The 24904-nt window shown below is 63.5% G+C and carries 5 protein-coding genes; 2 read left to right on the forward strand and 3 right to left on the reverse strand.

Annotation, left to right across the window (positions count from 1 at the left end; genetic code table 11):
- Positions 1 to 608: 608 nt before the first annotated feature.
- Positions 609 to 11393, reverse strand: coding sequence for a peroxidase family protein (locus tag TQ98_RS18955; protein WP_044870706.1), 10785 nt, complete (start codon positions 11391 to 11393; stop codon positions 609 to 611).
- On the opposite strand from TQ98_RS18955, the gene TQ98_RS27680 reads away from it, so the two are divergent.
- Both TQ98_RS27680 and TQ98_RS18960 read left to right on the forward strand, forming a co-directional pair.
- A complete protein-coding gene (locus TQ98_RS27680) occupies positions 11380 to 11772 on the forward strand; it encodes a hypothetical protein (RefSeq protein ID WP_146036030.1) in 393 nt (130 codons plus the stop codon). The genes TQ98_RS18955 and TQ98_RS27680 overlap by 14 nt on opposite strands.
- A gap of 15 nt (positions 11773 to 11787) precedes the next feature.
- Positions 11788 to 13296, forward strand: coding sequence for an ATP-binding protein (locus tag TQ98_RS18960; RefSeq protein WP_044870705.1), 1509 nt, complete (start codon positions 11788 to 11790; stop codon positions 13294 to 13296).
- A 20-nt stretch (positions 13297 to 13316) separates the two neighbouring features.
- Here TQ98_RS18960 and TQ98_RS18965 read toward each other — a convergent pair whose 3' ends face one another.
- Positions 13317 to 13994, reverse strand: coding sequence for a response regulator transcription factor (locus tag TQ98_RS18965; protein WP_044870704.1), 678 nt, complete (start codon positions 13992 to 13994; stop codon positions 13317 to 13319).
- 97 nt (positions 13995 to 14091) lie between these two features.
- Positions 14092 to 24693: a peroxidase family protein gene (locus tag TQ98_RS18970; RefSeq protein ID WP_103103007.1), complete on the reverse strand. Its 10602-nt coding sequence runs from the start codon at positions 24691 to 24693 to the stop codon at positions 14092 to 14094.
- Positions 24694 to 24904 lie beyond the last annotated feature (211 nt).

Below are 24904 nucleotides of genomic sequence, written 5' to 3' on the forward strand. Positions count from 1 at the left end.
AACGGACGCGGGGGGCGGCACAGGTCGATGGGCCGTTCGGCCCACCGGGCGAGACTGAATCGATGCTCATTGCGGTGTTCTCCCTAGCACTCTTGTGGCCGGCGCCGCAGCTGCGTCCCTCAACGCCCCTGCGTGCCAAATAACAGTCATGCTCGTTCACACCCTGACTAAAGTTCCGGGCCCATGCACTGTCAATAAACTGTCGCAATGTATTTCCATATGTAAAATGCAATTAAGCTATTGAATTAACTGGATTAAATGCAAAAACCACCTCCCTTGAATCGCACGGCAGGCCATAGCACCCTTCCAGCACACCTGGCACGCCTGTTCGGACACAGCTGAAAGCACCGTCCTAGAGCGGCTGAAGCCCATCTCCCCACTCATCAGCGGAATACAACCGTTGACGCTAATGGGAAATCCATGCATTTCGGCGGCACCTTTCTTGCTTGGAATCTGACGTGGCGCGGCAATGCGCGGTCCGCGACCCGAACCGGCCGAAATCCAGACAGTGATCGATTCCCGGGAAGGTTCTGCAGGCAGCAAAAAGGGGTGAAGCGCCAGGCGCTCCACCCCTTTTTTCGTTACCGCAGACTACTGGCGGCGCCTCCTCAGGTCGCCAGGATGAAGTCCGCCTGAGTCACGGTGGTGGCATCGGCCACACCCACCAGAACGATATGGTTCGCGCCGATGGTGACCTGAGTGTTCGCTCCCTGGTCGACGATGCTGACGCTGGCAACAAAGTTGGCGGCGGTGATCCCCAAGCCGGAGATGTCCATCAGGTCCTGACCGCCTGCGGGGTTGGCATCGAACCCCGCTATACGGTCGAGACCGAATCCGGCCGCCGCGAATCGGAATACATCGTTACCCAGTCCTCCGTTCATGACGTCGTTGCCGGCACCCCCTTCCAGGTGGTCGTTTCCGGCGCCACCGTTCAGAGTGTCGTTCCCAGCTCCGCCGTTCAGGGTGTCGTTGCCCACCCCCCCTGTGAGGGTATTGGCCAGCCCGTTGCCGGTGCCGTTGAAGTTGCCACTGCCTCCGTAGTTCAGGTTCTCCAGGTTGGCGCCCAGGGTGTAGCTCGCCAGCGAGGTCCAGACCGTATCCGTACCCGCACCGGCCAACTCGACCACCACATCGCCCGCATCGGTGACCTCGTAGGTATCGTTCCCCGCACCACCGCGCATGGTGTCCGCGCCGCCCTTGCCCATCAGCACGTCGTTACCCTTCCCACCGCCCATCTGGTTGTCCAACGCGTTGCCAGTGCCGGTGAAATTACCGGTGCCGCCGTAGTTCAGGTTCTCCAGGTTGGCGCCTAGCGTGTAGTTCGCCAGCGAGGTCCAGACCGTATCCGTACCCGCACCGGCCGACTCGACCACCACATCGCCCGCATCGGTGACCTCGTAGGTATCGTTCCCCGCACCACCGCTCATGGTGTCCGCACCGCCCTTGCCCATCAGCACGTCGTTACCCACGCCCCCGCTCATATGGTTGGCCAGCGCGTTGCCAGTGCCGGTGAAGTTACCGGTGCCGCCGTAGCTCAGGTTCTCCAGGTTGGCGCCCAGGGTGTAGCTCGCCAGCGAGGTCCAGACCGTGTCCGTACCCGCACCACCCGACTCGACCACCACATCGCCCGCCTCGGTGACCTCGTAGGTATCGTTCCCCGCACCACCGCGCATGGTGTCCGCACCGCCCTTGCCCATCAGCACGTCGTCACCCACACCGCCCACCAACAGGTTGGCCAGCGCGTTGCCAGTACCCACGAAGTTGCCGGTGCCATCGTAGAGCAGGTTCTCGACGTTGGCGCCCAGGGTGTAGCTCCCCAGCGAGGTCCGGACCGTATCCGTACCGCCGCCAGCCAGCTCGACCACCACGTCCCCAGCCTCGCGCACGTCATAGGTATCGTTGCCCGCACCACCGGTCATCACGTCGTTGCCCGCCCCCCCGATCAGCGTGTCATTCCCGCCATCACCGTTGAGGATGTCGTTGCCGGCCAGGCCGTTGAGGATGTCGCTGCCAGCGCCGCCATTGGCAATGTCATCCCCTGCGGTGCCGAGGAAGTTGTCCACCCCGGGGCCACCGTTGAACAGGTCGCCGACCACCCCCGTGGACGCAGAGATGACCTGTTCGAGCGTGCCGAGATCATCGACGTAGCTCACCACCACCCGCATCAGCTGACCGACCTGTGCCTGGGTGGGCGTGAAGGCCGGGCCCGTCGCGCCAGCGATATTAGTGAAGACCGCCCCCGTCCCGGCCTGCCACTGGAAGCTGAATACCGAGGTCGTGGTGCCATTGGCATCGGTAAACGCATTGGTCGCCGTCAGCGCCGAGCCTTCCGTCGGCGTCGTATCACTGATCAGCACGGTTCCGACGGGTAGCACGTTCACGGTGCCCGTACCGGCCGCTGTAATCGGTGCGGTCGGTGCCGAGAACACCTCTTCCAAAACGCCGTTCTGGTCCTTGTAGACCGCCCGTACGCGCAGGGCGAGACCCGTCGCCACCACCAGCTCCGGCACAGCCGGTACGGCACCGATGAGTGTGGCCGGCGGGGCGACCCTGAGTTCCGAGCCCACCACGGCCGTGGTGCCTTCCGCCCGCGCGACCTCACCGGCGGCGAAGAAGGTGATGTCTTCAAACACCCCGGACCCCGGACGCGCCTCGAACTGCCAGAAGTAGCTGATCGGTCCGGTGATCGCGCCGCCGGTGGCGGTATTGTCGGGGTCGGTAATCCCAGCGGCCGATACCGTCAGCAGCTGGTCGACCGCCGGGGTGGTATCGTCTATCGTCAACGCGCCGACCGGCGCCGCGTTCACACCGCCGAGCACGACCGCCTGATCGGCGAACTGCAGCCGCTCGATATTGGTGAGGGTGTCGGTGCCGTCCCTGCCGGCGACGCTGTCGACGACCGTGAAGGTGCCGTTGGCATTCTGGGTAACGCTGTAGTCGGCCAGGTTGCCGGAGAAGAGCGCCGTGTCGAAGTTGGGGCCGGCGGCCGTCAGGATTTCACGGACGATCTTCAGCTGCCCAGGGTTGTAGGTGCCGTTCAGCATCAGCGGGGCCAGCGCCGTCATGTTGGCGAAGCTGGCGATTTCCGGGCCTGTGCCATCGATATTCTGCCGCACGCTGATGCGCACGTTCAGCCACTTGTCGCCGTCGATCAGGTCGTCGCCGCCACGGCCCTCGATGATGTCGCTGCCCGCACCACCCAGGATGATGTTGCCGCCGTCGAAGCGATCGTCTGCGGTCCCCAGGATGCCATCGGCGCCGGCTCCCGCCGCGCCCACGAAATCTCGCAGACCACTGATGAGGTCGAAGTTGGTGAGGATGCTGCCCTTGGCGCCGGCCACGGCGAGCAGGCCCGCGGTCGAGTCATCGCCGCTCAGGAAGTCCGCATGGGACGATCCAGACAGCCCTTCCACCAGGTCAAGCCGCGCCAGGATCGACGCCGTGGAACCGGGCACTTGCGGCTGGTCGAAGAAACGCAGCCTGGAGTTGAGGCCGATGGTCACACCGGCCGGGTCGTCCTTGTAGGTTGCCCAGTCGTAGCCGGAGAACCCGATGAAACGGTCCGCCTCGCTGGGGCTGCCGACCATGATGTCGTCGCCGCCTTCACCGTCGAAGTTGTCCGGCCCGCCATCCCCCATGAAGACGTCGTTGCCATTGATCGGGTCGTTGCCGAACGCGTCGAAGTTGTCGCCGGCAACACCGTCGGCGGAACCGCCCTGGATCCAGTCGTCCCCTTCCCCGCCCCTGGCGAATTCGTTCGCCTTGCTGCCGAGGATGAAGTCGTTGCCCAGCCCGCCGCTGGAGTCGGCCGCATCTTCACCGGTAATGATGAAGTCCTGGCCGGCCTGGCCGAGGATCAGGTTGAGCCCGTTGCCGCCCTGGATGACGTCGTTGCCGTCCTCGCCATGGATGACGTCGTCGCCGCCGATGTCGGTGATGATGTCGTCGCCGGTGCCGCCGAACAGCTGGTCGTTGCCGTAGCCGCCATCGATCCGGTCATTGCCGCCATCGCCGTAGACCGTGTCGTCGTCCGAATCACCGGCAATGATGATGTCATTGTTGGCCGTACCGCCAAGCACCACCGTGTCCGCGCCCGTGTAGTGCAGGTAGTTCGTATCCAGCCCCGGAGTCGCCGGGTTGTCGCGAATCACCAGCGGTGTGAGGAAATCGGAGCGCGGCGAACCGATGGGATGGTTCGATGGACCGGTGGGGTCTGCGGTGACGGGCAGGTCGTCGGCCGTACCGACGATGCCGTCGGGGCCGGCCACCACGCTCGGGTTGTATTGGTGCACCTGGTCGACCTCGAGGATGTAGGCCGGCGTCAGGAAGACCCGTGCCGGAAGGTGCGTGGCATCGGTATTGGTCATGACCAGGTTGGCGAAGGTGTTGTTCTCCAGTTCCGCGCCAAAGTCCATCGAGGCGGTGCGCTCCAGATAGTAGAAGCGGTCGCCGTTCTGGAGTTTCTCCATCTGGTTCTCGAACACGAAGTTGAAGGTCGAGCCCAGCATCCCGCCGAACGGCATCTTCTCCTCGGCCAACCCGCCGATCCAGAAATCGACGTTATCCAGGCCGGTGATGGTGACGTCGTCCGCCGTGTGCAGGACGCCGTCCGCGCCGGCATTGCTGGCCCAAACCCCTGTGCTGTTCAGGAAGTCCACGCGATCCGCCGGTGCCGTGGCGCCACCCAACACAATGGCGGCGGCCGCGGCACGCTTGTCCGCCAGGGTCGTGGCGCCGGTGATGGTGTCGTGCGTGCCGTAGGCGGCGATGAAGTTGATCAGCGATTCCGGGTGCTTCATATGCTGCACGAAATCCGCCCAGCTCGAGTACGGCTTGAGCTCCGCGTCGCCGGTGGCGCTGTAGAACTCCCGCCGGGCCGCGTTCAGCGACGGAATGCCGGTATCGCGACCGCGCGCCAGGTTGATGGAGGCCAGGTCCAGTGGCAGTCCGAGCAGGTTGTTGCGCAGGGCTTCGGTGACGAACTCATCGATCTCGTTGCCCACCTGGCGGGTCACCCCGCGCACGATGGCACCGGCCGCTTGTTCCGGAGTGGGGCCACTGCCGGCGAATTCCAGCGGATTGAGGAAGGCCTGGATCAGCCCGATGTCGCTCGAGGCGAAGTTCGGGTCCAGACGGTCGACCTGCTCCAGCAGCATCGAGTGCCCGAAGCGATACACCGTGTGCGCGAACTCGGCGACGATCGACGGATCGAGGTTGACGTCATACACCTGGGTCGGTGCGAAAAACGGGTCGACCATCGGCTGGATGGTCCGCGCGAACTCCTCGAACACCAGGTGCTGGTACTGCATCTCGGTGCCGAACTTGGCCGCCTGGAACAGCCGCTCGCCATTCCAGTCGAGGGTCGAGGTATCGGCTGGAAGGGTCGTGACCGGGGTCAGCAGCCACTGGTTCAGGAACGACAGGTCACCGCTTGCCGCAGTCGCCAGGACCACCTCTTTGGTGTGGTCGACCAGGCGGTTGTGCTCATGGTGGAAGATCGAGTGGACGGTGGTCAGGCCGATGTTCTCGTTGACCCGACCGTCGCCGGCGATGTAGTGCGCGTCCAGCAGTTCGTTGTCGTAGAAGCCCGGCGCCGGTGTACCGCCGGCAACCGTGTCGGCATCGGGCAGCAGCGCGGCGCCGGTTTGCTCATTGATCGGAACGGCGGTATGGGCGATGTCGTTGAGGAAGGCATGACCGGTGCGCACGGCATTGGTCAGGTCGACCGGCGCCAGCGGGTTGCCTTCCACCAGCACATCGTCAGCGGTCCCGGCAATGCCATCCGGCCCCACCATCACCACCTGCGGGAATCCGTTCGGGCCCTTGATGAAATTGCCGTAGGCGTCAGTGGCCAGCAGCGGCACATTGTTGAAGTCGGCATCGGTCAGGTTGATGCCGAGGATGTCATGGGCCTGCGCCTTGACCACCTTCCAGGTCGCCATGCCGCCAATTTCCACATCGTCGGCGGTACCGAAGTGGCCGTCGGCGCCCAGGTCGCGGTTGGTGATCAACTTGCCAGTGGCCACCGGGTCACCGGCAGCATTGAGCACGTAGGCACGCAGGAACACCTGGTGCGACGGATGGGAGCTGTACGTCTGGTTCTGATCCACGAACGGTGAGGTGGTGTTGGTGTTCTCGTGGATGTCGTCGGCCGTGCCAAGCACACCGTCCGGGCCAGGCAGGTTGGTCGCCCGCGTCAGCACCATGAAGTTGGTCGGGCTGCCCGGTACGAACAGTGGATCGTCCGGCTGCAGCGGGATGAACACGGTGCCGCTGCCCCCCTTGGTCACCAGGTCCAGACCATGGTCGAAGAACTGGCCGAAGAAGGTCATCCACTGGTTGAACGGCGCGGTCAGGCCCGCATCGGGGCTCACGTTCGGATTGAAGAAGGTCTGGAACGTCGTGCCATCGGTACGGGTTCCGGTGACCACTTGGGCACCGACCTTCAACACGTCGTCAGCCGTACCGAGGATGCCATCCAGGCCAGGATCGAAAGTGGCCGCGACCGCTGCCGGGTTGCTGGCGGTCTGATCGACGATCAGGTTGCTGATGGTGCGCGGCTGCGAATCGATCACCAGGCCGCTGGTCTGGGTGTAACTGGTGCCCGCGTCAGCCGCCCTGAAATTCGGCGTGGTCAGGCGCGGGAAGACCGTATCGGCCGCGCCAAACTCGGTCTGAGACTGAAGCACGTTGTTTTCCGTGCCCAGTACGGTGCGCAACCCGAAGGGCACCCGGACGTTCGGCAGCAGCGACTGCAGATTCTCACCCGCGGCGTTGCGCTCCGCGATCACGATCTGATCGAGGATGAAGGCAAGGTCCGATTGCGTGTAATGCACGCCGGTACTGGGTGCCGTGGTTTGGGGATCGATCAGCGAAGGCGTCGGCGCGGCAGCCGGAGCACCGGCCACAACCGCCGTGGTCGGAGCCGAGAACACCTGCTCGGCCACGCCGTGGTCGTCGACATAGATCGCCTTGACCCGGATGACCAGGCCGGCCAGATCCGGTGTCACGACCAGGGTCGGCGAATCCGCCCGCTCGAAGCCTACGCCGATGCGCCCCGGTCCGACGATGATGTCTTCGAAGACGCCCGAACCGGCCGCCGCCTCCACCTGCCACACGTAACTGATGGAGTTGTGGATGACGCCACCTGCATTGTCGCCATCACGAATGGCCGCCGCCGACGCGGTCAGCGTCTGGCCAACGGTCGGGGCGGTGTTGCTGATGGTCAGCGCGCCCACCGGCTCGGCATTGAGACCGGCCACGAGGACCACGGCCTGATCGGAGAACTGCAGGCGCTCGATATGGGTCAGGCGATCGGTCTCTTCCTGGCCGACATTGTCGGTGACGGTCACGATGTCATTGGCGCCGATATTCAGCGGGACGGTGGGGTCTATTTCCACCCCGTTGACCGCGATGCTGTAGTTGGCCAGCGGACCGAGGAAGTTGGCGGTGTCGAAGCCGCCCTGCCCCGGCAGGATCTCCCGCGTGGCGACCAGTTGGCCGGGGTTGTAGGTGCCGTTCAGCATGAGCGGAATCAGCGGCACCATGCTGTCGAAGCTGGCAATCTCCGGCCCGGTGCCGTCCAGGTTCTGGTGCACGCTGATGCGGACATTCAGCCACTTGTCGCCGTCGATGACGTCGCTGCCGCCACGGCCTTCGATGATGTCGCTGCCATCGCCGCCCAGGATGATGTTGCCCGCACCGAATTGGTCATCCGCCGTGCCCAGGATGCCGTCCGGGCCGGCCGCCGCCTCGCCGAGCAGGTCACGTAACCCGCTGATGAGGTCGAAGTTGGTGAGGATGCTGCCCCGGGCGGTGATGTTGGCGATGATCGCCGCGTTCTGCTCATCGCCGCGCAGGAAGTCGCCGAATGCCGACCCGGACAGGCCCTCCACCTCCGCGAAACGGTCGTAGACGGCATCGGCCGATTGCGCGAATGCGCCCACGATGGCGTCGTCCGCGTTCACCATCGGGTGGTAGGGGCTGAAGAACGGCACCACCATGTCGACGGTGACGCCGTACTTGTCGTTCTTGTAGGTGGTCCAGTCGAACCCGGACATGCCGTCGAACTTGTCCTGGGCGTCGCTGCCGACGGAAATGTCGTCGCCGCCCTCGCCGATCATTTCATCGAAGCCGCCCTTGCCGACAAAAATATCGTTGCCCGGCACATCGTCGGTCAGGGTCGGGCTCATGTTGTCGCCCGGTGCGCCGTCCTGGGTGCCGCCTTCGATCCAGTCATCGCCTTCGTTGCCGGTCGGCGCGAGGTTCACCGTGGCGCCGAGGATGAAGTCGTCACCGGCACCGCCGAAGGTCATCGTGATGTCTTCGGTGGTGATGACGAAATCCTTGCCCGCGCCGCCGAGCACCAGGTTGTTCCCGGCGATGGTCGAGTTGCCGGCCTGGATGACGTCGTTGCCGTCCTCGCCACGGATGGTGTCATCACCGCCCATGTCGGTGATGATGTCGTCGCCCGCCCCCCCGAACAGGTTGTCGTTGCCATAGCCGCCGTCGAGCCGGTCATTGCCGGCGTCACCGTAGACCGTGTCGTCGTCCGAATCACCGGAAATAATGATGTCGTCGCCCGCGGTGCCGCCAAGCACCACGGTGTCAGCGCCGGTGTAGTGCAGGTAATTGGTGTCCGGCCCGACCGTGTCGGGGTTGTCGCGAATCACCAGCGGCGTGATGAAGTCGGTGCGCGGCGAACCGATCGGATGCACCGACGGACCGAAGGGATCGGCGGTGGCGGGAAGGTCATCGGCCGTGCCGACGATACCGTCCGGGCCGGCCACCACGCTCGGGTTGAACTGGTGGGTCGGATCGACCTCCAGGGTGAAGGCCGGCGTCAGGAAGATGTTGGCCGACAGGTGGGTGGCGTCGCTGTTGAGCATCACCAGGTTGGAGAACGAGTTGTTCTCCAGTTCAGTGCCGAAGTTGAGCCCTGCTGTGCGCGCCAGGTAATAGAAGCGGTCGCCGTTCTGCAGGTTCTCCAGCTGGGTTTCGAAGACAAAGTTGAAGGATGAGCCCAGCAGGCCACCGAAGGGCATCTTTTCTTCGGCCAGGCCGCCGATCCAGAAGTCGACGCTGTCCAGGCCGGTGATGGTGACGTCGTCAGCCGTGTGCAGGATGCCGTCCGCGCCGGCCTGGCTGGCCCAGGCACCCGTGCTGTGGAGGAAGTCGAGGCGGTCTGCCGGCGCCCCGGCACCACCCAGGACGATGGCTGCGGCGGCGGCGCGCTTGTCCGCCAGCGTGGTGGCACTGGTGATGGTGGAGTGGGTCCCGTACGCGGCGATGAAGTTGATCAACGACTCCGGGTGCTTCATGTGCATCACGTAATCAGCCCAACTGGTGTACGGGGTCAGCTGGCTGTCGCCGGTCATGTGGTAGAACTCACGCCGTGCCGCGTTCAGCGAGGGGATGCCGGTATCACGACCGCGCGCCAGGTTGAGGGCGGCCAGGTCCAGCGGCAGTCCGACCAGGTTGTTGCGCAGGGCTTCGGTGACGAATTCATCGATCTCGTTGCCGACCTGCCGGGTGACGCCGCGCACGATGGCGCCCGTGGCCTCCTCCGGTGTCGGTCCGCTGGCGGCGTAGGCCAGCGGGTTGAGGAAGGCGGCGATCAGGCCGATCTGCTGGTCATTGGTCGGGTGCATCGGGTCGGCAACGACCGGGTTGAAGTTCGGGTCGAAGCGGTCGATGTTTTCCAGCAGCATCGAGTGGCCAAAGCGGTACACGGTGTGCGCGAACTCGGCAACGATCGACGCGTCGATGGTGGTGTCGTTGCCCATGGGCGCCAGGAACACGTCCACTTGCGGCTGGATCGTGCGGGCGAATTCTTCGAACACCAGGTGCTGGTACTGCATTTCAGTGCCGAACTTGCCCGCCTGGAACAGTCGCTCGCCGTTCCACTGGAGGGCATCGATATCGGCCTGGGTCACTGGCAGTGCGGTGACCGGTGTCAGCAGCCACTCGTTGAGGAATGCCAGGTCGTTCGACGCCAGCACCGTGGACTTGGTCTGGTCGATCAGGCGGTTGTGCTCGGAATGGAAGATCGCGTGAACGGTGGTCAGGCCGATGTTCTCGTTCACCCGACCGTCGCCGGCCATGTAGTGCTTGTCGAGCAGTTCATTATCGTAGGTACCGGGTGCCTGGACGCCGCCGATGACATTATCGGCGTCCGCCACCAGCCCGCCGGTGGGGTCGGCACTGTGGGCGATGTCGATCAGGAACTGGTGACCGGTGCCGACCGCATTGGTCAGGTCGATGGGGGCCAGCGGATTGCCTTCCACGAGCACGTCATCGGCGGTGCCGGCCAGTCCATCGGGGCCCTTCATCACGACCTGCGGGAAGCCGTTCGGGCCCTTGATGAAATTGCCATAGGCGTCGGTGGCCAGCAGCGGCACATCGAACACGTTGGCGTCAGTCAGGTTGATGCCCAGGATGTCACGCGCCTGTGCCTTGACGACGGCCCAGGTGGCCATGCCGCCTATCACCGTATCGTCGGCGGTGCCGAAATGGCCGTCGGCGCCGAGGTCACGGTTCACGATCAGCTTGCCGGTGGCATGGGGATGCCCGTCAGGCCCGATTTCATAGGCGCGCAGGAACACCTGGTGCGACGGGTGCGAGCTGTAGGTCTGGTTCTGGTCGACAAAGGGCGAAGTGGTGTTGCTTTGCGCGTGAATATCGTCGGCGGTGCCGAGGATGCCGTCGGGGCCAGGCAGGTTGGTGGCCCGCGTCAGCACCATGAAATTGGTCGGGCTGCCCGGCACAAAGAGCGGATCGTCAGGCTGCAACGGAATGAAGATGGTGCCACTGCCCCCCTTGGTGACCAGGTCCAGGCCATGGTCAAAGAACTGGCCAAAAAAGGTCATCCACTGATTGAACGGCGCCGTCAGGCCCGCGTCTGGCGTGATGTTGGGAATCTGGAAGACCGTCTTGTCATCAGCTGTGCCGAAGAGACCATCGAGGCCAGGGCTCGTGACGACCTGTGAGCCGGGATTGGCGGCGGCAGCCGCAACGGCCGCCGGGTTATTGGCCGTCTGGTCCACAATCAGATTGCTGATGGTGCGTGGCTGCGAGTCGAAGACCGGCCCGCTGGTCTGGAGATAGGAGGTCGGCGTGGTACCACCGGGGTCCGCGGGACCGAAGAATCCGACCGGCTGGACCTGCGCGGTGATGAATACCGGATCGGTCAGGCGCGGGAAGACGTTGTCGGCAGCACCAAACTGGATTTGTCCAAAGGTCAGGTTGTTATAGATGCCAGAGACCGTGCGCAGGCCAAACGGGACTTCTACGTTCGGCAGGATGTCGAGCAGACTTTCGCCTGCGGCATTGCGTTCAGCGATGAAAATTTGTTCGAGAATGAACTCGAGGTCGGACTTGATGAAGCTGGCCATTATTGTTTCCTCGATATTTAAACAATCAGGAAACCACGCACGCGAAATAACTACGCAATCACGCGACCTGGTTATAAGAGAACAACGACTGAACGGCAGAATCCGGTATTGCGGCCATACGATCCCCTTGCCGGGCACCAGAGACCAGCGGCGCAAGTTCGGGGATCAGTTCCCCATGCCGAACTTATTCAGACACTTGAGTTATGTATCAGGGAGGCAGGGGGCGATGAACACAGTGCAGATGAATGACCACGACGCGACAGGAACAGCACGCTCTTTCCTGTCGGAATTTTTGATTTACCAGACTAATCGAGAAGCCTCCAACGTCATTCACGGCCATCTCCTGGCATCAATAGTCAATACACCTAACATTGAGTAAAGAGGTGCCACCTGAATGTGTACAGAGACAAAAGACCAGCCAAATGGTGAGACCAAGGTCAGTGAGTCGGATGCGACCTTGGTCGAATCGGAAGCAGACGAGAATGCCAGTCAGGGCGCGGCTTACAGCGAAGTCGGTCGTTTCCGGCTACGCCAACTGAGCCGCTCGACCCAGTTCGTCATCTCCGCCGCGCTCATTCTCGGCCTGACCATGACGTTCGTCGGCAACCTCGTCACCCAGAGCATCGAAGATGCAACGGTTCAAGCAGCGGCAGAAACCGGTGCGCGTTACATGGAGAACTTTCTGGAACCGTTCGTGCAGGAACTCGGCACATCCAGAGTTATTCCTGAAGAGACCATCCAGACCATTGACAAACTTCTTTCTGAAACTTCGCTCAGCACCCATATTGTTTCGGTGAAGATTTGGCTTCCGGATGGCACCATTGTCTACAGCACCGACAAGTCCGTGATCCAGAAAAAATTCAAAATCACCGAAATTTCCAATGCACTGGCAGGCAATATCACCACGGCACTGGACGAAGACATTGGCGTCAACCCCGTGGATGACGTGGAGGATGCTTTCGAAAAAAGACTTAACGTACCGCTCTACGAAATATTTGCCCCATTGCGCGAAGCCGGCACCGGAAAAATCCTCGCTGTGGGTGAGTTTTATGAGACTGCGGAAGCGTTGCAACGTGAAATCACGAAAGTCCACAAGAAGGTCTGGCTGATCGTCGGCACGGCAACGATCTCCATGCTTCTTCTGCTCTTCTTCATCGTCCGGCGCAGCGACCTGATCATAAGGAAACAGGAAGAAATCCTGAGAGCCAGAATGCGTGAGCAGGCCATGCTGCTCTCGAACAATGCCTTTCTACAGAACAGGGTCGACGCCGCCAATCGCGAGTTTTCCAGGATCAACGAACTGACTCTTCGCCGCATCGGGGCTGACCTTCATGACGGCCCGGCGCAATTGTTGTCGCTCATCCTGCTGCGCCTTGAAGAGCTCGATGACTCGGAAAACGCCGCGAACAAGGAAGTATTCGAAATGGTCCGCCACGCCGGCCAGGATGCCTTGGACGAAGTTCGCGAAATCTCGCTTGGTCTGGCACTTCCGGAGATCAACGACCTGACGCTTCAGGAAGCGCTGGTCCTGCTCGCCGCGCGCCACGAGGATCGAACCGACACGCAGGTGGACATGGAGCTTGAAGCACTGCCCGACGACGTCCCCGTCTCGCACAAGATCTGCATCTATCGGTTCGCCCAGGAAGCGCTCAACAACGCCTATGCCCACGCCGGCGGCAAGGGGCAAAAGCTCAGCGCCGCGTATCGCGACGGATTGCTGGAAGTGCAGGTGGAGGATTCGGGGGACGGAATTTCAGCGGAGAAACCCGGTGTTCAGGCCCGGGGCCGGACTCACTTGGGCCTTGTCGGCATGCGCTACCGTGTCGAATCCCTGGGTGGTGTATTCACCATCGATTCTGCGCCCCATGCCGGAACCAGGGCCAAGGCGCAGTTCAGGATCTGATCGGCCAGGCCCCCGGCCTCCTAATCACGGCCCTGGCTGACGGCGTACAGGCTGGCAGCCTGCTCTTTCTCCCAATGCCGCCGCACCGCTACCACGGCCTCGGTCCGGTTGCGCACATGCAGCTTGTACATGACATTGGTCATGTAGTACTTCACGGTCTTTTCGCTCAGTTCGAGCTTGATGGCGACTTCACGATTGGTCAGCCCCTTCGCCACCTCGCGAATGACTTGCTCCTCGCGATAACTCAACTCGACCTTCTGCTTGTCACCGGTGTGCTTCCGAAGATTGCCCAGCAACTTGCCGGCGAGCTTGGCCGTGATGAAGGTTTCACCGTCAACGACGTTTCTGATCGCCATGACCAGTTCACGGCCGCTGATGCCCTTGAGCACATACCCCTGGGCGCCCGCTTCAAATGCGGAATAGGCATCCTCGATGGACTCGGACACCGTCAGCATCATGATCCTGACGTCCGGCGTACGCTCGGTGATTGTCCGGGCGGCGGCAAAGCTGTCACCCGGCATGTTCACATCCATCAGCAGGATGTCCGGAGCAAACCGCGTGGCAATGTCGACGGCATCGTCCGCCGACTCGCCCTGCTCGACTACCTCGAAGTCAGCAATTTTCTGCAGCGCCATTGCCACCCCATCCCGCAACAACGGATGGTCGTCGACAATGCCGATTCTGATCCTCGAATCCATGGGAACCTCCTCGCGAGACTTCAGCTAGAGCGAAAGGTGCGGGGCATTGGCCCCGCACCTTTCGAACCTTCAACTCAACGCAACGTGAACGACCTCCTCAGCTCACGATGAAGTCCGCCTGGGTCACCGTAGTGGCATCCGCCACCCCCACCAGGGTGATGATGTTGGCCCCGATGGTCACTCGGGTATTCACCCCGACGTCGAGGATGGTGACGTTCGCCGCGAAGTTCGCCGCAGTGATACCCATGCCGGTGATGTCGATGTGGTCCTGGCCACCAGCCGGATCGGCATCGAAGTCCAGGATGCGGTCCTGGCCGAAGCCGGCTCCGAACGCGAAGGTGTCGTTGCCCAGGCCGCCAATCAGGGTGTCGATGCCGCCCGCCCCGTTCAGGGTGTCGTTGCCCGCCCCCCCTCTGAGGGTGTTGGCCAAACCGTTGCCGGTGCCGTTGAAGTTGCCACTGCCTCCGTAGTTCAGGTTCTCCAGGTTGGCACCCAGGGTGTAGCTCGCCAGCGAGGTCCAGACGCTATCCGTGCCCGCACCGGCCAACTCGATCACCACATCGCCTGCATCGGTTACCTCGTAGGTATCGTTACCTGCACCACCGCGCATGGTGTCCGCGCCGCCCTTGCCCATCAGCACGTCGGTACCTGTCCCACCGCCCATCTGGTTGTCCAACGCATTGCCTGTGCCGGTGAAGTTGCCATTGCCGCCGTAGTTCAGGTTCTCCAGGTTGGCACCCAGGGTGTAGCTTGCCAGCGAGGTCCAGACCGTATCCGTACCCGCACCGGCCGACTCGACCACCGTATCGCCTGCATCGGTGACCTCGTAGGTATCGTTCCCCGCACCACCGCTCATGGCGTCCGCACCGCCCTTGCCCATCAGCACGTCATTACCAACGCCCCCGCTCATCTGGTTGCCCAGCGCATTGCCAGTGCCGGTGAAGTTACCAGTGCCGATGTAGCTCAGGTTCTCGACATTGGCACCCAGGGTGTAGCTCGCCAGCGAGGTCAAGACCGTATCCGTACCCGCACCACCCGACTCGGCCACCACATCGCCCGCCTCGGTGACCTCGTAGGTATCGTTCCCCGCACCGCCGCGCATGGTGTCCGCGCCGCCCTTGCCCATCAGCACGTCGTTACCCACGCCGCCCACCAACAGGTTGTCCAGCGCGTTGCCCGTGCCGGTGAAATTGCCGGTGCCGCCGTAGAACAGGTTCTCGACATTGGCGCCCAGGGTGTAGCTCGACAGTGAGGTCCAGACCGTGTCGGTTCCCTCCCCGGCCAACTCAGTCACTACATCACCGGCATCGGTTACCTCGTAGGTGTCGTTGCCCACACCACCGGCCATCACGTCGTTGCCCACCCCTCCGATCAGCGTGTCATTCCCGCCATCACCGTTGAGGGTGTCGTTGCCGGCCAGGCCGCGGAGGATGTCGTTGCCAGCGCCGCCATTGGCAATGTCATCCCCTGCGGTGCCGAGGAAGCTGTCCGCCCCGGGTCCACCGTTGAACAAGGCACCCACCACACTGGTCGCCGCCGAGACCACCGATTCAGCGGTGCCGCCATCATCGGTGAAACTCGCCACCACCCGCAGCAGTTGGCCGACCTGCGCCGCGCCGACCGTGAAGTTCGCCCCCGTGGCACCAACGATGTTGGAGAAGGTCGCACCGCCGTTGGTGGAAACCTGCCACTGGAAGCTGAACACCGAGGTGGTCGTGCCATCGGCATCGGCGATGGTCCCGCGGGTCGCGGTCAGCACCTGGCCCTGCGTCGGCGTGGTGTCGCTGATCGCCGGCGCACCGGTCGGCGCGTCGTTGACCGCGACGGTCGCGACCGGAGCTGTCACATTCGACAGTACGGTCTCCAGCACACCGTTGGCGTCCTTGTAGATCGCCATGACCCGCAGGTTCAGGCCAGCCTGGTCGGCGGTAACGCGGAAGGACCGGCCAGTAGCACGGGCGACCTCACCTGCGGCAAAGGTGATGATGTCTTCGAAGATGCCGGACCCCGGGTTGGTTTCCACCTGCCAGTAATAAGACACCGGTCCGGTGATGGTGCCGCCGGGGTTGTCGGCGTCGGTCACGCCGGCCAGGGAAGCGGTGAGCAGCGTGCCAACTTCAGGCGTGGCGTCGCTGATGCTCACTGCGCCCACCGGCAGCGCATCGGTGCCGGACAGGTCGATGACGCCGTCGGTGAACCGCAGGCGCTCGATGCTGTTCAGGTGGTCGGTGCCGTCACGGCCGGCCACCTGGTCGGCGACGGTCACGGTGCCATCCGCGTTCACGGTCCAGACGTACTCGGACGAAAGCCCTTGATAGGCCGCTGTATCCAATGCAGCAGTCCCCTGCAGGAGCTCCCGCACGATCACCAGTTGCCCCGGGTTGTAGGTGCCGTTGACCATCAGCGGCACCATCTCCTTCATGGTGTTGAAGCTGGCGATCTCTGCACCGCTGCCGTCCAGGTTGGCCCGCACACTGATGCGCACGTTCAACCATCTGTCACCATCGATCAGGTCATCGCCACCCCGTCCCATGATGATGTCGCTGCCGCTGCCGCCGAGGATGATATTGCCACCGTCGAAGAAGGCCACCGACGGCACGGCCACGGTACCGACCATCTGGTTGAGGAAGCCCTGCAGGCCCGAGATCAGGGCGATGTTGGTCAGCACGCTGCCCTTGGCGCCGGCCACGGGCAACGAAACGGCATCGGAATCGTCACCGCTCAGCACGTCGCCGAAGGCGGAACCCGACAGGCCCTCGACAAAGTCGAAGCGGGTCAGCACCGAGGCACCCGAGCCCGGCATCTGCGGCTGGTCGAAGAAACGATCGCTGATGTCGATGGTGACACCACGGGTATCGTTCTTGAAGGTCGCCCAGTCGTAGCCTGATCCACCGATGTAACGGTCGCCCTGGCCGGGGCTGCCGACCATGATGTCGTCACCGCCCTCGGCGTTGAACTTGTCGTTCTCGCCGCTGCCGACGTAGACATCGTTGCCGGCGATCGGGTCGTTGCCTGCCGGGTCGAAGTTGTCGCCAGGGGCGCCATCGGAGGTACCGGCCTCCAGCCAGTCGTCACCTTCGTTGCCCATGTCCTGCTCGTTGGCCTTGGAGCCCAGGATGAAGTCGTTGCCCTGGCCACCGAAGGCTTCGCTGGCGTCCTCACCGGTGATGATGAAGTCCTTGCCGAATCCGCCGAGGATCAGGTTGACGCCGTTACCGCCCTGGATCACGTCGTTGCCGTTGTCACCCTTGATGTTGTCGTCGCCACCCACGTCCGTGATGATGTCGTCGCCGTCGCCACCATTGATGAAGTCATTGCCGTAGCCGCCATCCAGACGGTCGTTGCCGCCGTCGCCGTAGAGGGTGTCGTCACCCTCGCTGGAACGCAGGATGTCGTTGCCGGCACTGCCGCCCAGCACCACGTGGTCTTCGCCGCGGTACATCAGGTAGTTGGTGTCCAGCCCGGCAGTCGCCGGATTGTCGCGATCCACCAGCGGTAGCAGCGGGTTGTCGCCCAGCGGATCGGAGTTGAGGGCGATGCCGTCGGCGCCGATCACGTCGTCCAGAGTGCCCTGGATGCCGTCGGCCCCCGGGTCGTTGAGGCCGGTGTGCTGCGCCAGCGGATTGACCTCGAGGGTGAAGGCCGGGGTCAGGAAGACCACGCCCGGCAGGTGGGTGGCAGTGGTGTTGGCCATGATCAGCTTGGCGAACGAGTTGCCTTCCAGCTCGGCGTTGAAGTTCAGGCCGGCGGTGCGCTCCAGGTAGTAGAAGCGGTCACCGTCCTGGAGTTTCTCCAGCTGGTTCTCGAACACGAAGTTGAAGGTCGAGCCCAGCATGCCGCCGAACGGCGTGACCTTCTCGGCCAGGCCGCCGATCCAGAAGTCCACCAGGTTGAGACCGGTTTCCACGCCGGTCCATGCGCCGGTGCCATTGAGGAAGTCCAGCCGGTCGGCAGGCGCCGTTGCCCCGCCCAGGACGATGGCGGTCGCAGCGGCACGCTTGTCGGCCAGCAGGGTGGCACCGGTGATGCTGGTGTGGGTGCCGTATGCCGCGATGAAGTTGATCAGCGACTCCGGATGCTTCAGGTGCAGCACCATGTCCGCCCAGCTGACGTAGGGCTTCAGGTTGGCGTCGCCGGTAGCTTCATAGAACTGCGCACGAGCATGGTTGAGCGTTGCCACGCCCGTATCGCGACCACGGGCGATGTTCAGCGTGGCCAGGTCCAGCGGCAGGCCGACCAGGTTGTTGCGCAGGGCTTCGGTAACGAACTCGTCGATCTGGTTGCCCACGGTGCGGGTCACACCACGCACGATGGCACTGGTGGCGTCTTCCGGGGTCACCCCACTGGCGGCATAGGCCAGCGGGTTGAGGAAGGCAGCGATCAGGCCCAGTTGCTGGTCGTTGGTCGGGTGCAGCGGGTCGACCGTGACCGGGTTGAAGTTGGCGTCGAAGCGATCGACCGTCTCGGTCAGCATCGAGTGGCCGAAGCGGTAAACCGTGTGGGCGAACTCGGCGACGATCGATGGATCGAGGTTGACGTCATAGACCTGCGTCGGCGCGAAGAACGGGTCGACGTTGGGCTGGATGGTCCGCGCGAACTCCTCGAACACCAGGTGCTGGTACTGCATTTCGGTACCGAACTTGGCGGTCTGGAACAGACGCTCGCCATTCCACTGCAGGGCATTGATCTCGGCCGCAGTGATCGGGAAGGCTGCAGGAGCCGTACCCGGCAGCAGCCACTCGGTGAGGAACGCCAGGTCGTTGCTGGCCAGCACGGTGCTCTTGGTCTGTGCCACCAGGCGGTTGTGCTCGGAGTGGAAGATCGCGTGCACGGCGGTCAGGCCGATGTTCTCGTTGACCCGGCCGTCACCGGCCATGTAGTGCGCATCCAGCAGCTCGTTGTCGTAGGTCCCCGCTGCCGGCGGGGTGCCGACGTTGATGACGTTGTCCGCATCCGCGGTCAGACCGCCGGTAGGATCGGCGCTGTGAGCGATGTCGATGAGGAACTGGTGACCGGTGCCGACCGCACCGGCCAGGCTGATACCCAGACCGCCGTTGGCGGCCGGATTGCCTTCGACCAGCACATCGTCAGCCGTACCCGGCAAGCCGTCAGGACCGACGAAGACCACTTGCGGGAAGCCGTTCGGACCCTTGATGAAATTGCCATAGGCGTCGGTGGCCAGCAGCGGCACGTTGAAGACGTTGGCATCGGTCAGGTTGATCCCGAGGACGTCACGGGCCTGAGCCTTGACCACCGCCCAGGTGGCCATGCCGCCGATTTCCACATCGTCGGCAGTGCCGAATTCGCCATCTGCACCCAGATTGCGGTTAGTGATCAGCTCACCGGTCGCTACCGGACCATTGGGCGTGGAGATGTACTCCCGCAGGAACACCTGATGCGACGGATGCGAGGTGTAGGTCTGATTCTGGTCAACGAACGGAGAAGTCGTGTTCTCGTTCTGCCCAGGCACACCGCCCAGTTGGGTGGCACGGGTGAGGACCATGAAGTTGGTCGGACTACCGGGCACGAAGCGCGGATCGTCCGGTTGCAGCGGGATGAACACCGTCCCACTACCGCCCTTGGTCACCAGGTCCAGGCCGTGGTCGAAGAACTGGCCGAAGAAAGTCATCCAGGCGTTGAACGGCGCGGTCAGGCCAGCGTCCGGCATGGTGTTGGCGATGAAGTTCACCTGCTGGTCATCGGCCGTGCCGAACAGACCGTCCAGGCCAGGGCTGGTCACGACCAGGTTGCCCTCCTTCAACACGTCGTCGGCCGTTCCGAGAATCCCGTCCACACCCGGATCGAAGGTCGACGCCACCGCCGCCGGGTTGTTGGCGGTCTGGTCGACGATCAGGTTGCTGATGGTGCGCGGAGCGGTGTCCACCACGCTGGTGGAGCTGTTGTAGTTGGTGTTGGTAATGCCCGTCGCGGCGGAGAAATTCGGGTCGCCCTGGCCGTTGGTGAACTCCGCTGGCAGCAGCCGCGGGAAGGCATTGTCGGCAGCGCCGAACTGGCTCTGATCGATGCCGGAGAAGTTCAGCAGGTTGTTGAACTCACCAGTGACGGTACGCAGCCCCATGGACGCACGCACGTTCGGCAACAGCGACAGCAGATCGACGCCTGCTGCATGGGCCTCGGCGATGCGGATCTGATCAAGGATGAAGTTCAGGTCCGAACGCACCAGTTGAATGCCAGGGCCACTCTGGGCCACGCCAGGCCCCAGGTCGACCACCGGAGTGGGCGGCGGCGGGATGAAGGCTGCCACGGCAGCGGAAGGCGCGGAGAACACCTGTTCGGTGACGCCGCCAGCATCCTGATAGACGCCCTTGACCCGAATCGACAGGCCGGCAAGGTCCGGCGTGATCCTGAAGCGGATACCGTTGGCACTCTGGAAGGCCAGGTCGCCTGCCGGTGCGGCAATGATGTCCTCGAATACGCCGGTACCCGGAACGCGTTCGACCTGCCAGACATAGTTGACGTTGGTGATATCGCCACCGGGGTTGTCGCCGTCGGACACACCGGCCGCGGAGACGGTCAGGAAATCACCCACCTCCAGGGCACCGCCATTGGTGTCAGTGATGGCAAGGGAGCCCACGGGTTCGATGTTGAGGCCGGGGACCAGCACCTGGACAGCGTCGGAGAACTGGATGCGCTCGACGTTGGTCAGACGGTCGATGCCGTCACGGCCAGCCACCGAGTCGGTCACCGTCCAGGAACCATCGGCATTGGCCACCACCGTGTAATCGGCGGCGAGTCCCTGGTAGTTGGCGGTGTCGAAGGAGGCACCACCATTGAGCAGTTCACGCACCGCCACCAGTTGCCCCGGGTTGAAGGTGCGGTTCAGCATCAGCGGGACCAGGTCCTCCATGCTGTCGAAGCTGGCGATTTCCGCGCCGGTGCCATCGGCATTGGCACGCACGCTGATACGCACGTTCAGCCACAGGTCACCATCGATCAGGTCGTTGCCGCCGCGACCTTCCATGATGTCGCTGCCGCCACCACCGAGGATGATGTTGCCGCCGATGAAGGTGTTCACCAGGTCGTCCGCGGTGCCGAGAATGGCGTCCGCGCCCACCGAGGCCTGGTCACCCAGGAAAGCCCGCAGGCCGGTGATCAGATCGAGGTTGGTCAGCGCACCACCGGTGGCGCCGCCATGGTTGATGATGGTGGTCGGGTCCACGTCATCGCCGCGCAGGATGTCCGCGAAGTCGGAGCCAGACAGACCTTCCACTTCGGCGAAACGGTCGAAGATCGAGGCCGGCGACTGCGCCACCGGGAAGGCAATGTGGTCACCCACCTCGCCGATGCCGAGGAAGGCCGCCAGGGCCAGGTCGACGGTGACGCCGATGTTGTCATTCTTGTAAGTGACCCAGTCGTAGCCGGACATGCCGTCCATCTTGTCCTGGGCATCGCTGCCCACGAAGATGTCGTCGCCGCCCTCGCCGATCATCTCGTCGAAACCACCGCCACCGACGAAGATGTCGTGACCGATCACGTTGTCAGCCAGCAGGGGCGCGAAGTTGTCGCCGGGCGCACCATCCTGGGTGCCCTTCTCGATCCAGTCGTTACCCTCGTTGCCGGTGGGCGGCAGGCTGGTCTTGGCGCTCAGGATGAAGTCGTCGCCCTGGCCGCCAAAGGTGGTGGACATGTCTTCGCTGGTGACGATGAAGTCCTTGCCGTTGCCACCGAGGATCAGGTGCCCGGCGCCGCCGGCCATCATGTTGCCGACATGGATGACGTCGTTGCCGTCACCGCCCTCCATGCGGTTGTCGCCGCCGGCATCGGTGAGGATGTCGTCGCCGGCACCACCCATGACGGTGTCGTTGCCGTAGCCGCCTTCCAGTTCGTCATTGCCGCCATCACCGTAAACGGTGTCGTCGCCGTCGCCGGAGATGATGGTGTCGTCAAGCGCGGTGCCACCGAGCACTACGTGGTCTTCACCGGTGTAGCGCAGGTAGTTGGTTTCCACGGCGGCGGTATTGGGGTTGTCGCGCATCACCAGCGGGTTGATTTCAATACCGTTGATGATGATGCCCCCAATGGGATCGGAGTTGCCGGCGATACCGTCCGCGCCAACCACGTCATCCGCCGTGCCCTGGATGCCATCCGGGCCGGGGTCGTTCAGGCCGGTGTGCTGCGCCAGCGGATTGACCTCCAGGGTCCAGGTCGGGGTGGAGAAGATCGCGTTGGACAGGTGGGTAGCATCGGTGTTGAGCATCACCAGTTTGGCGAAGGAGTTGTTCTCCAGCTCGGTGCCGAAGTTCATCCCGGCAGTGCGCGACAGGTAATAGAAGCGGTCACCGTTCTGCAGGGACTCCAGCTGGGTCTCGAAGACGAAGTTGAAGGTCGAGCCCAGCTTGCCGCCGAAGGGCATCTTCTCTTCTGCCAGGCCGCCGATCCAGAAGTCCACCAGGTCCAGGCCGGTGGTGGTGACGCCGTCGGCGCCGCTGGCCCAGGCCCCGGTGCTGTGCAGGAAGTCCATGCGGTCAGCCGGTTCGCCGGCACCGCCCAGCACCAGCAGGGTCGCAGCGGCACGCTTGGCCGCCATGGTGGTAGCGCCAGTGATGCTGGAGTGGGTGCCATAGGCGGCGATGAAGTTGATCAGCGATTCCGGGTGCTTCAGGTGATCGAGGAAGTCCACCCAACTGGTGTAGGCGGTCAGTTGCTCGTCACCGGTCATGTGGTAGAACTCGCGGCGCGCAGCGTTCAGCGAAGGAATGCCGGTGTCACGACCACGGGCAATGTTCAACGCAGCCAGGTCCAGCGGCAGGCCCACCAGGTTGTTGCGCAGGGCTTCGGTGACGAATTCGTCGATCTCGTTGCCCACGGTGCGGGTCACACCACGGACGATGGCGCCGGCCGCAGCTTGCGCCGTCGGTCCGCTGGCGGCGAAGGCCAGCGGGTTGAGGAAGGCGGCGATCAGGCCGAGTTGCTGGTTGTTGGTCGGGTGCAACGGGTCGACGGTGACCGGGTTGAAGTTCGGGTCGAAGCGATCGATCGTCTCGGTCAGCATCGAGTGGCCGAAACGGTAAACCGTATGGGCAAACTCAGCGACGATGGACGGATCGATGGTGGTGTCATAGCCGGTTGGCGCCAGGAACTCGTCCACTTGCGGCTGGATAGTGCGGGCGAACTCTTCGAACACCAGGTGCTGGTACTGCATCTCGGTGCCGAACTTGGCGGCCTGGAACAGGCGCTCGCCGTTCCAGTCCAGGGCCGCGATATCCGCAGCAGCGACCGGGAAGGCCGTTACCGGAGTCAGCAGCCACTGGTTGAGGGTGGCCAGATCGGCGGCGGTAGCCAGGGCACCGGGAGACAGCAGCGTGGTCTTGGTCTGTTCCACCAAGCGGTTGTGCTCGGAGTGGAACACGTGGTGCACGGTGGTCAGGCCGATGTTTTCGTTGACCCGGCCGTCACCGGCCATGAAGTGGGCGTCCAGCAGCTCGTTGTCATAGGTGCCGGCTGCCGGCGGGGTGCCGACGTTGATGACGTTGTCGGCGTCCGCGGTCAGGCCACCGGTGGGGTCGGCGCTGTGGGCGATGTCGATGAGGAACTGGTGGCCGGTGCCGACCGCACCGACCAGGCTGATCCCCAGACCGCCGTTGGCGGCCGGATTGCCTTCGACCAGCACGTCGTCAGCCGTACCCGGCAAACCGTCCGGACCGACGAAGACCACCTGCGGGAAACCGTTCGGGCCCTTGATGAAGTTGCCGTAGGCATCGGTGGCCAGCAGCGGCACGTCGAAGACGTTGGCGTCGGTCAGGTTGATCCCGAGGATGTCACGGGCCTGGGCCTTGACCACCGCCCAGGTGGCCATGCCGCCGATCTCCACATCGTCGGCGGTACCGAATTGACCATCGGCGCCCAGGTCACGGTTGGTGATCAGCTTGCCGGTGGCATGGGGATGACCATCGGCACCGATCTCGTAGGCACGCAGGAAGACCTGGTGTGACGGGTGCGAGCTGTAGGTCTGGTTCTGGTCGACGAAGGGCGACGTGGTGTTCTGGTTCAGGCCGGGGCCGCCGAACTGGGTAGCGCGGGTCAGGACCATGAAGTTGGTCGGACTGCCTGCGACGAAGCGCGGGTCGTCCGGCTGCAACTGAATGAAGATGACGTCATTGCCGCCCTTGGTTACCAGGTCCAGGCCGTGGTCGAAGAACTGGCCGAAGAAGGTCATCCAGGCGTTGAACGGGGCGGACAACCCGACGTCAGACGCAACGTTCGGGATGAAGAAGGTCGGCTTGTCATCCGCCGTGCCGAACAGCCCGTCGAGGCCGGGGCTGGTCACGATCTGGACGCCGTCCTTCAACACATCGTCGGGCGTTCCGAGAATCCCGTCCACGCCGGGATCGAAGGCCGCCGCCACGGCCGCCGGGTTGCTGGCGGTATCATCGACGATCAGGTTGCTGATGATGCGCGGCTGGGAATCGAACACCGTACCCGTCGTCTGCGCGTAGTTGGTTCCCAGCTCGGCTGGCCGGAACACCGGGTCCAGCAGACGCGGGAAGATGTTGTCCGCAGCGCCGAACTCCGACTGTCCCAGGAGCAGGTTGTTGAACGAGCCATCGATGGTGCGCAAACCGAAAGGCACCTGCACGTTGGGGAGCAAGTCCAGGAGGTTCTCCCCGGAAGCATGGGCCTCTGCGATGAGAATCTGCTGAAGGATGAAATCCAGGTCCGCAAGGTTGAAGTTGGCCATTTTTGCTGATTCCTCAATTCCGACTGCGTAAGGGCGTGCGCCGTGGCAGCAAGGACAGGGCTCCACGCTTTCGACTTGACTACGGGATGTGGGGGGACGAGATGACGCCTGCCTTCAAGCGGCGCAGGTGCGAGCGCTACTCATGCACTTGAGCAGGTGGTTCTACCCCTTTTTGCGCCGGACAATTGACGTCGGCGCCGTGGGTCATCAG

This window comes from Pseudomonas sp. LFM046, from assembly GCF_000949385.2.
GTDB lineage: Bacteria > Pseudomonadota > Gammaproteobacteria > Pseudomonadales > Pseudomonadaceae > Metapseudomonas.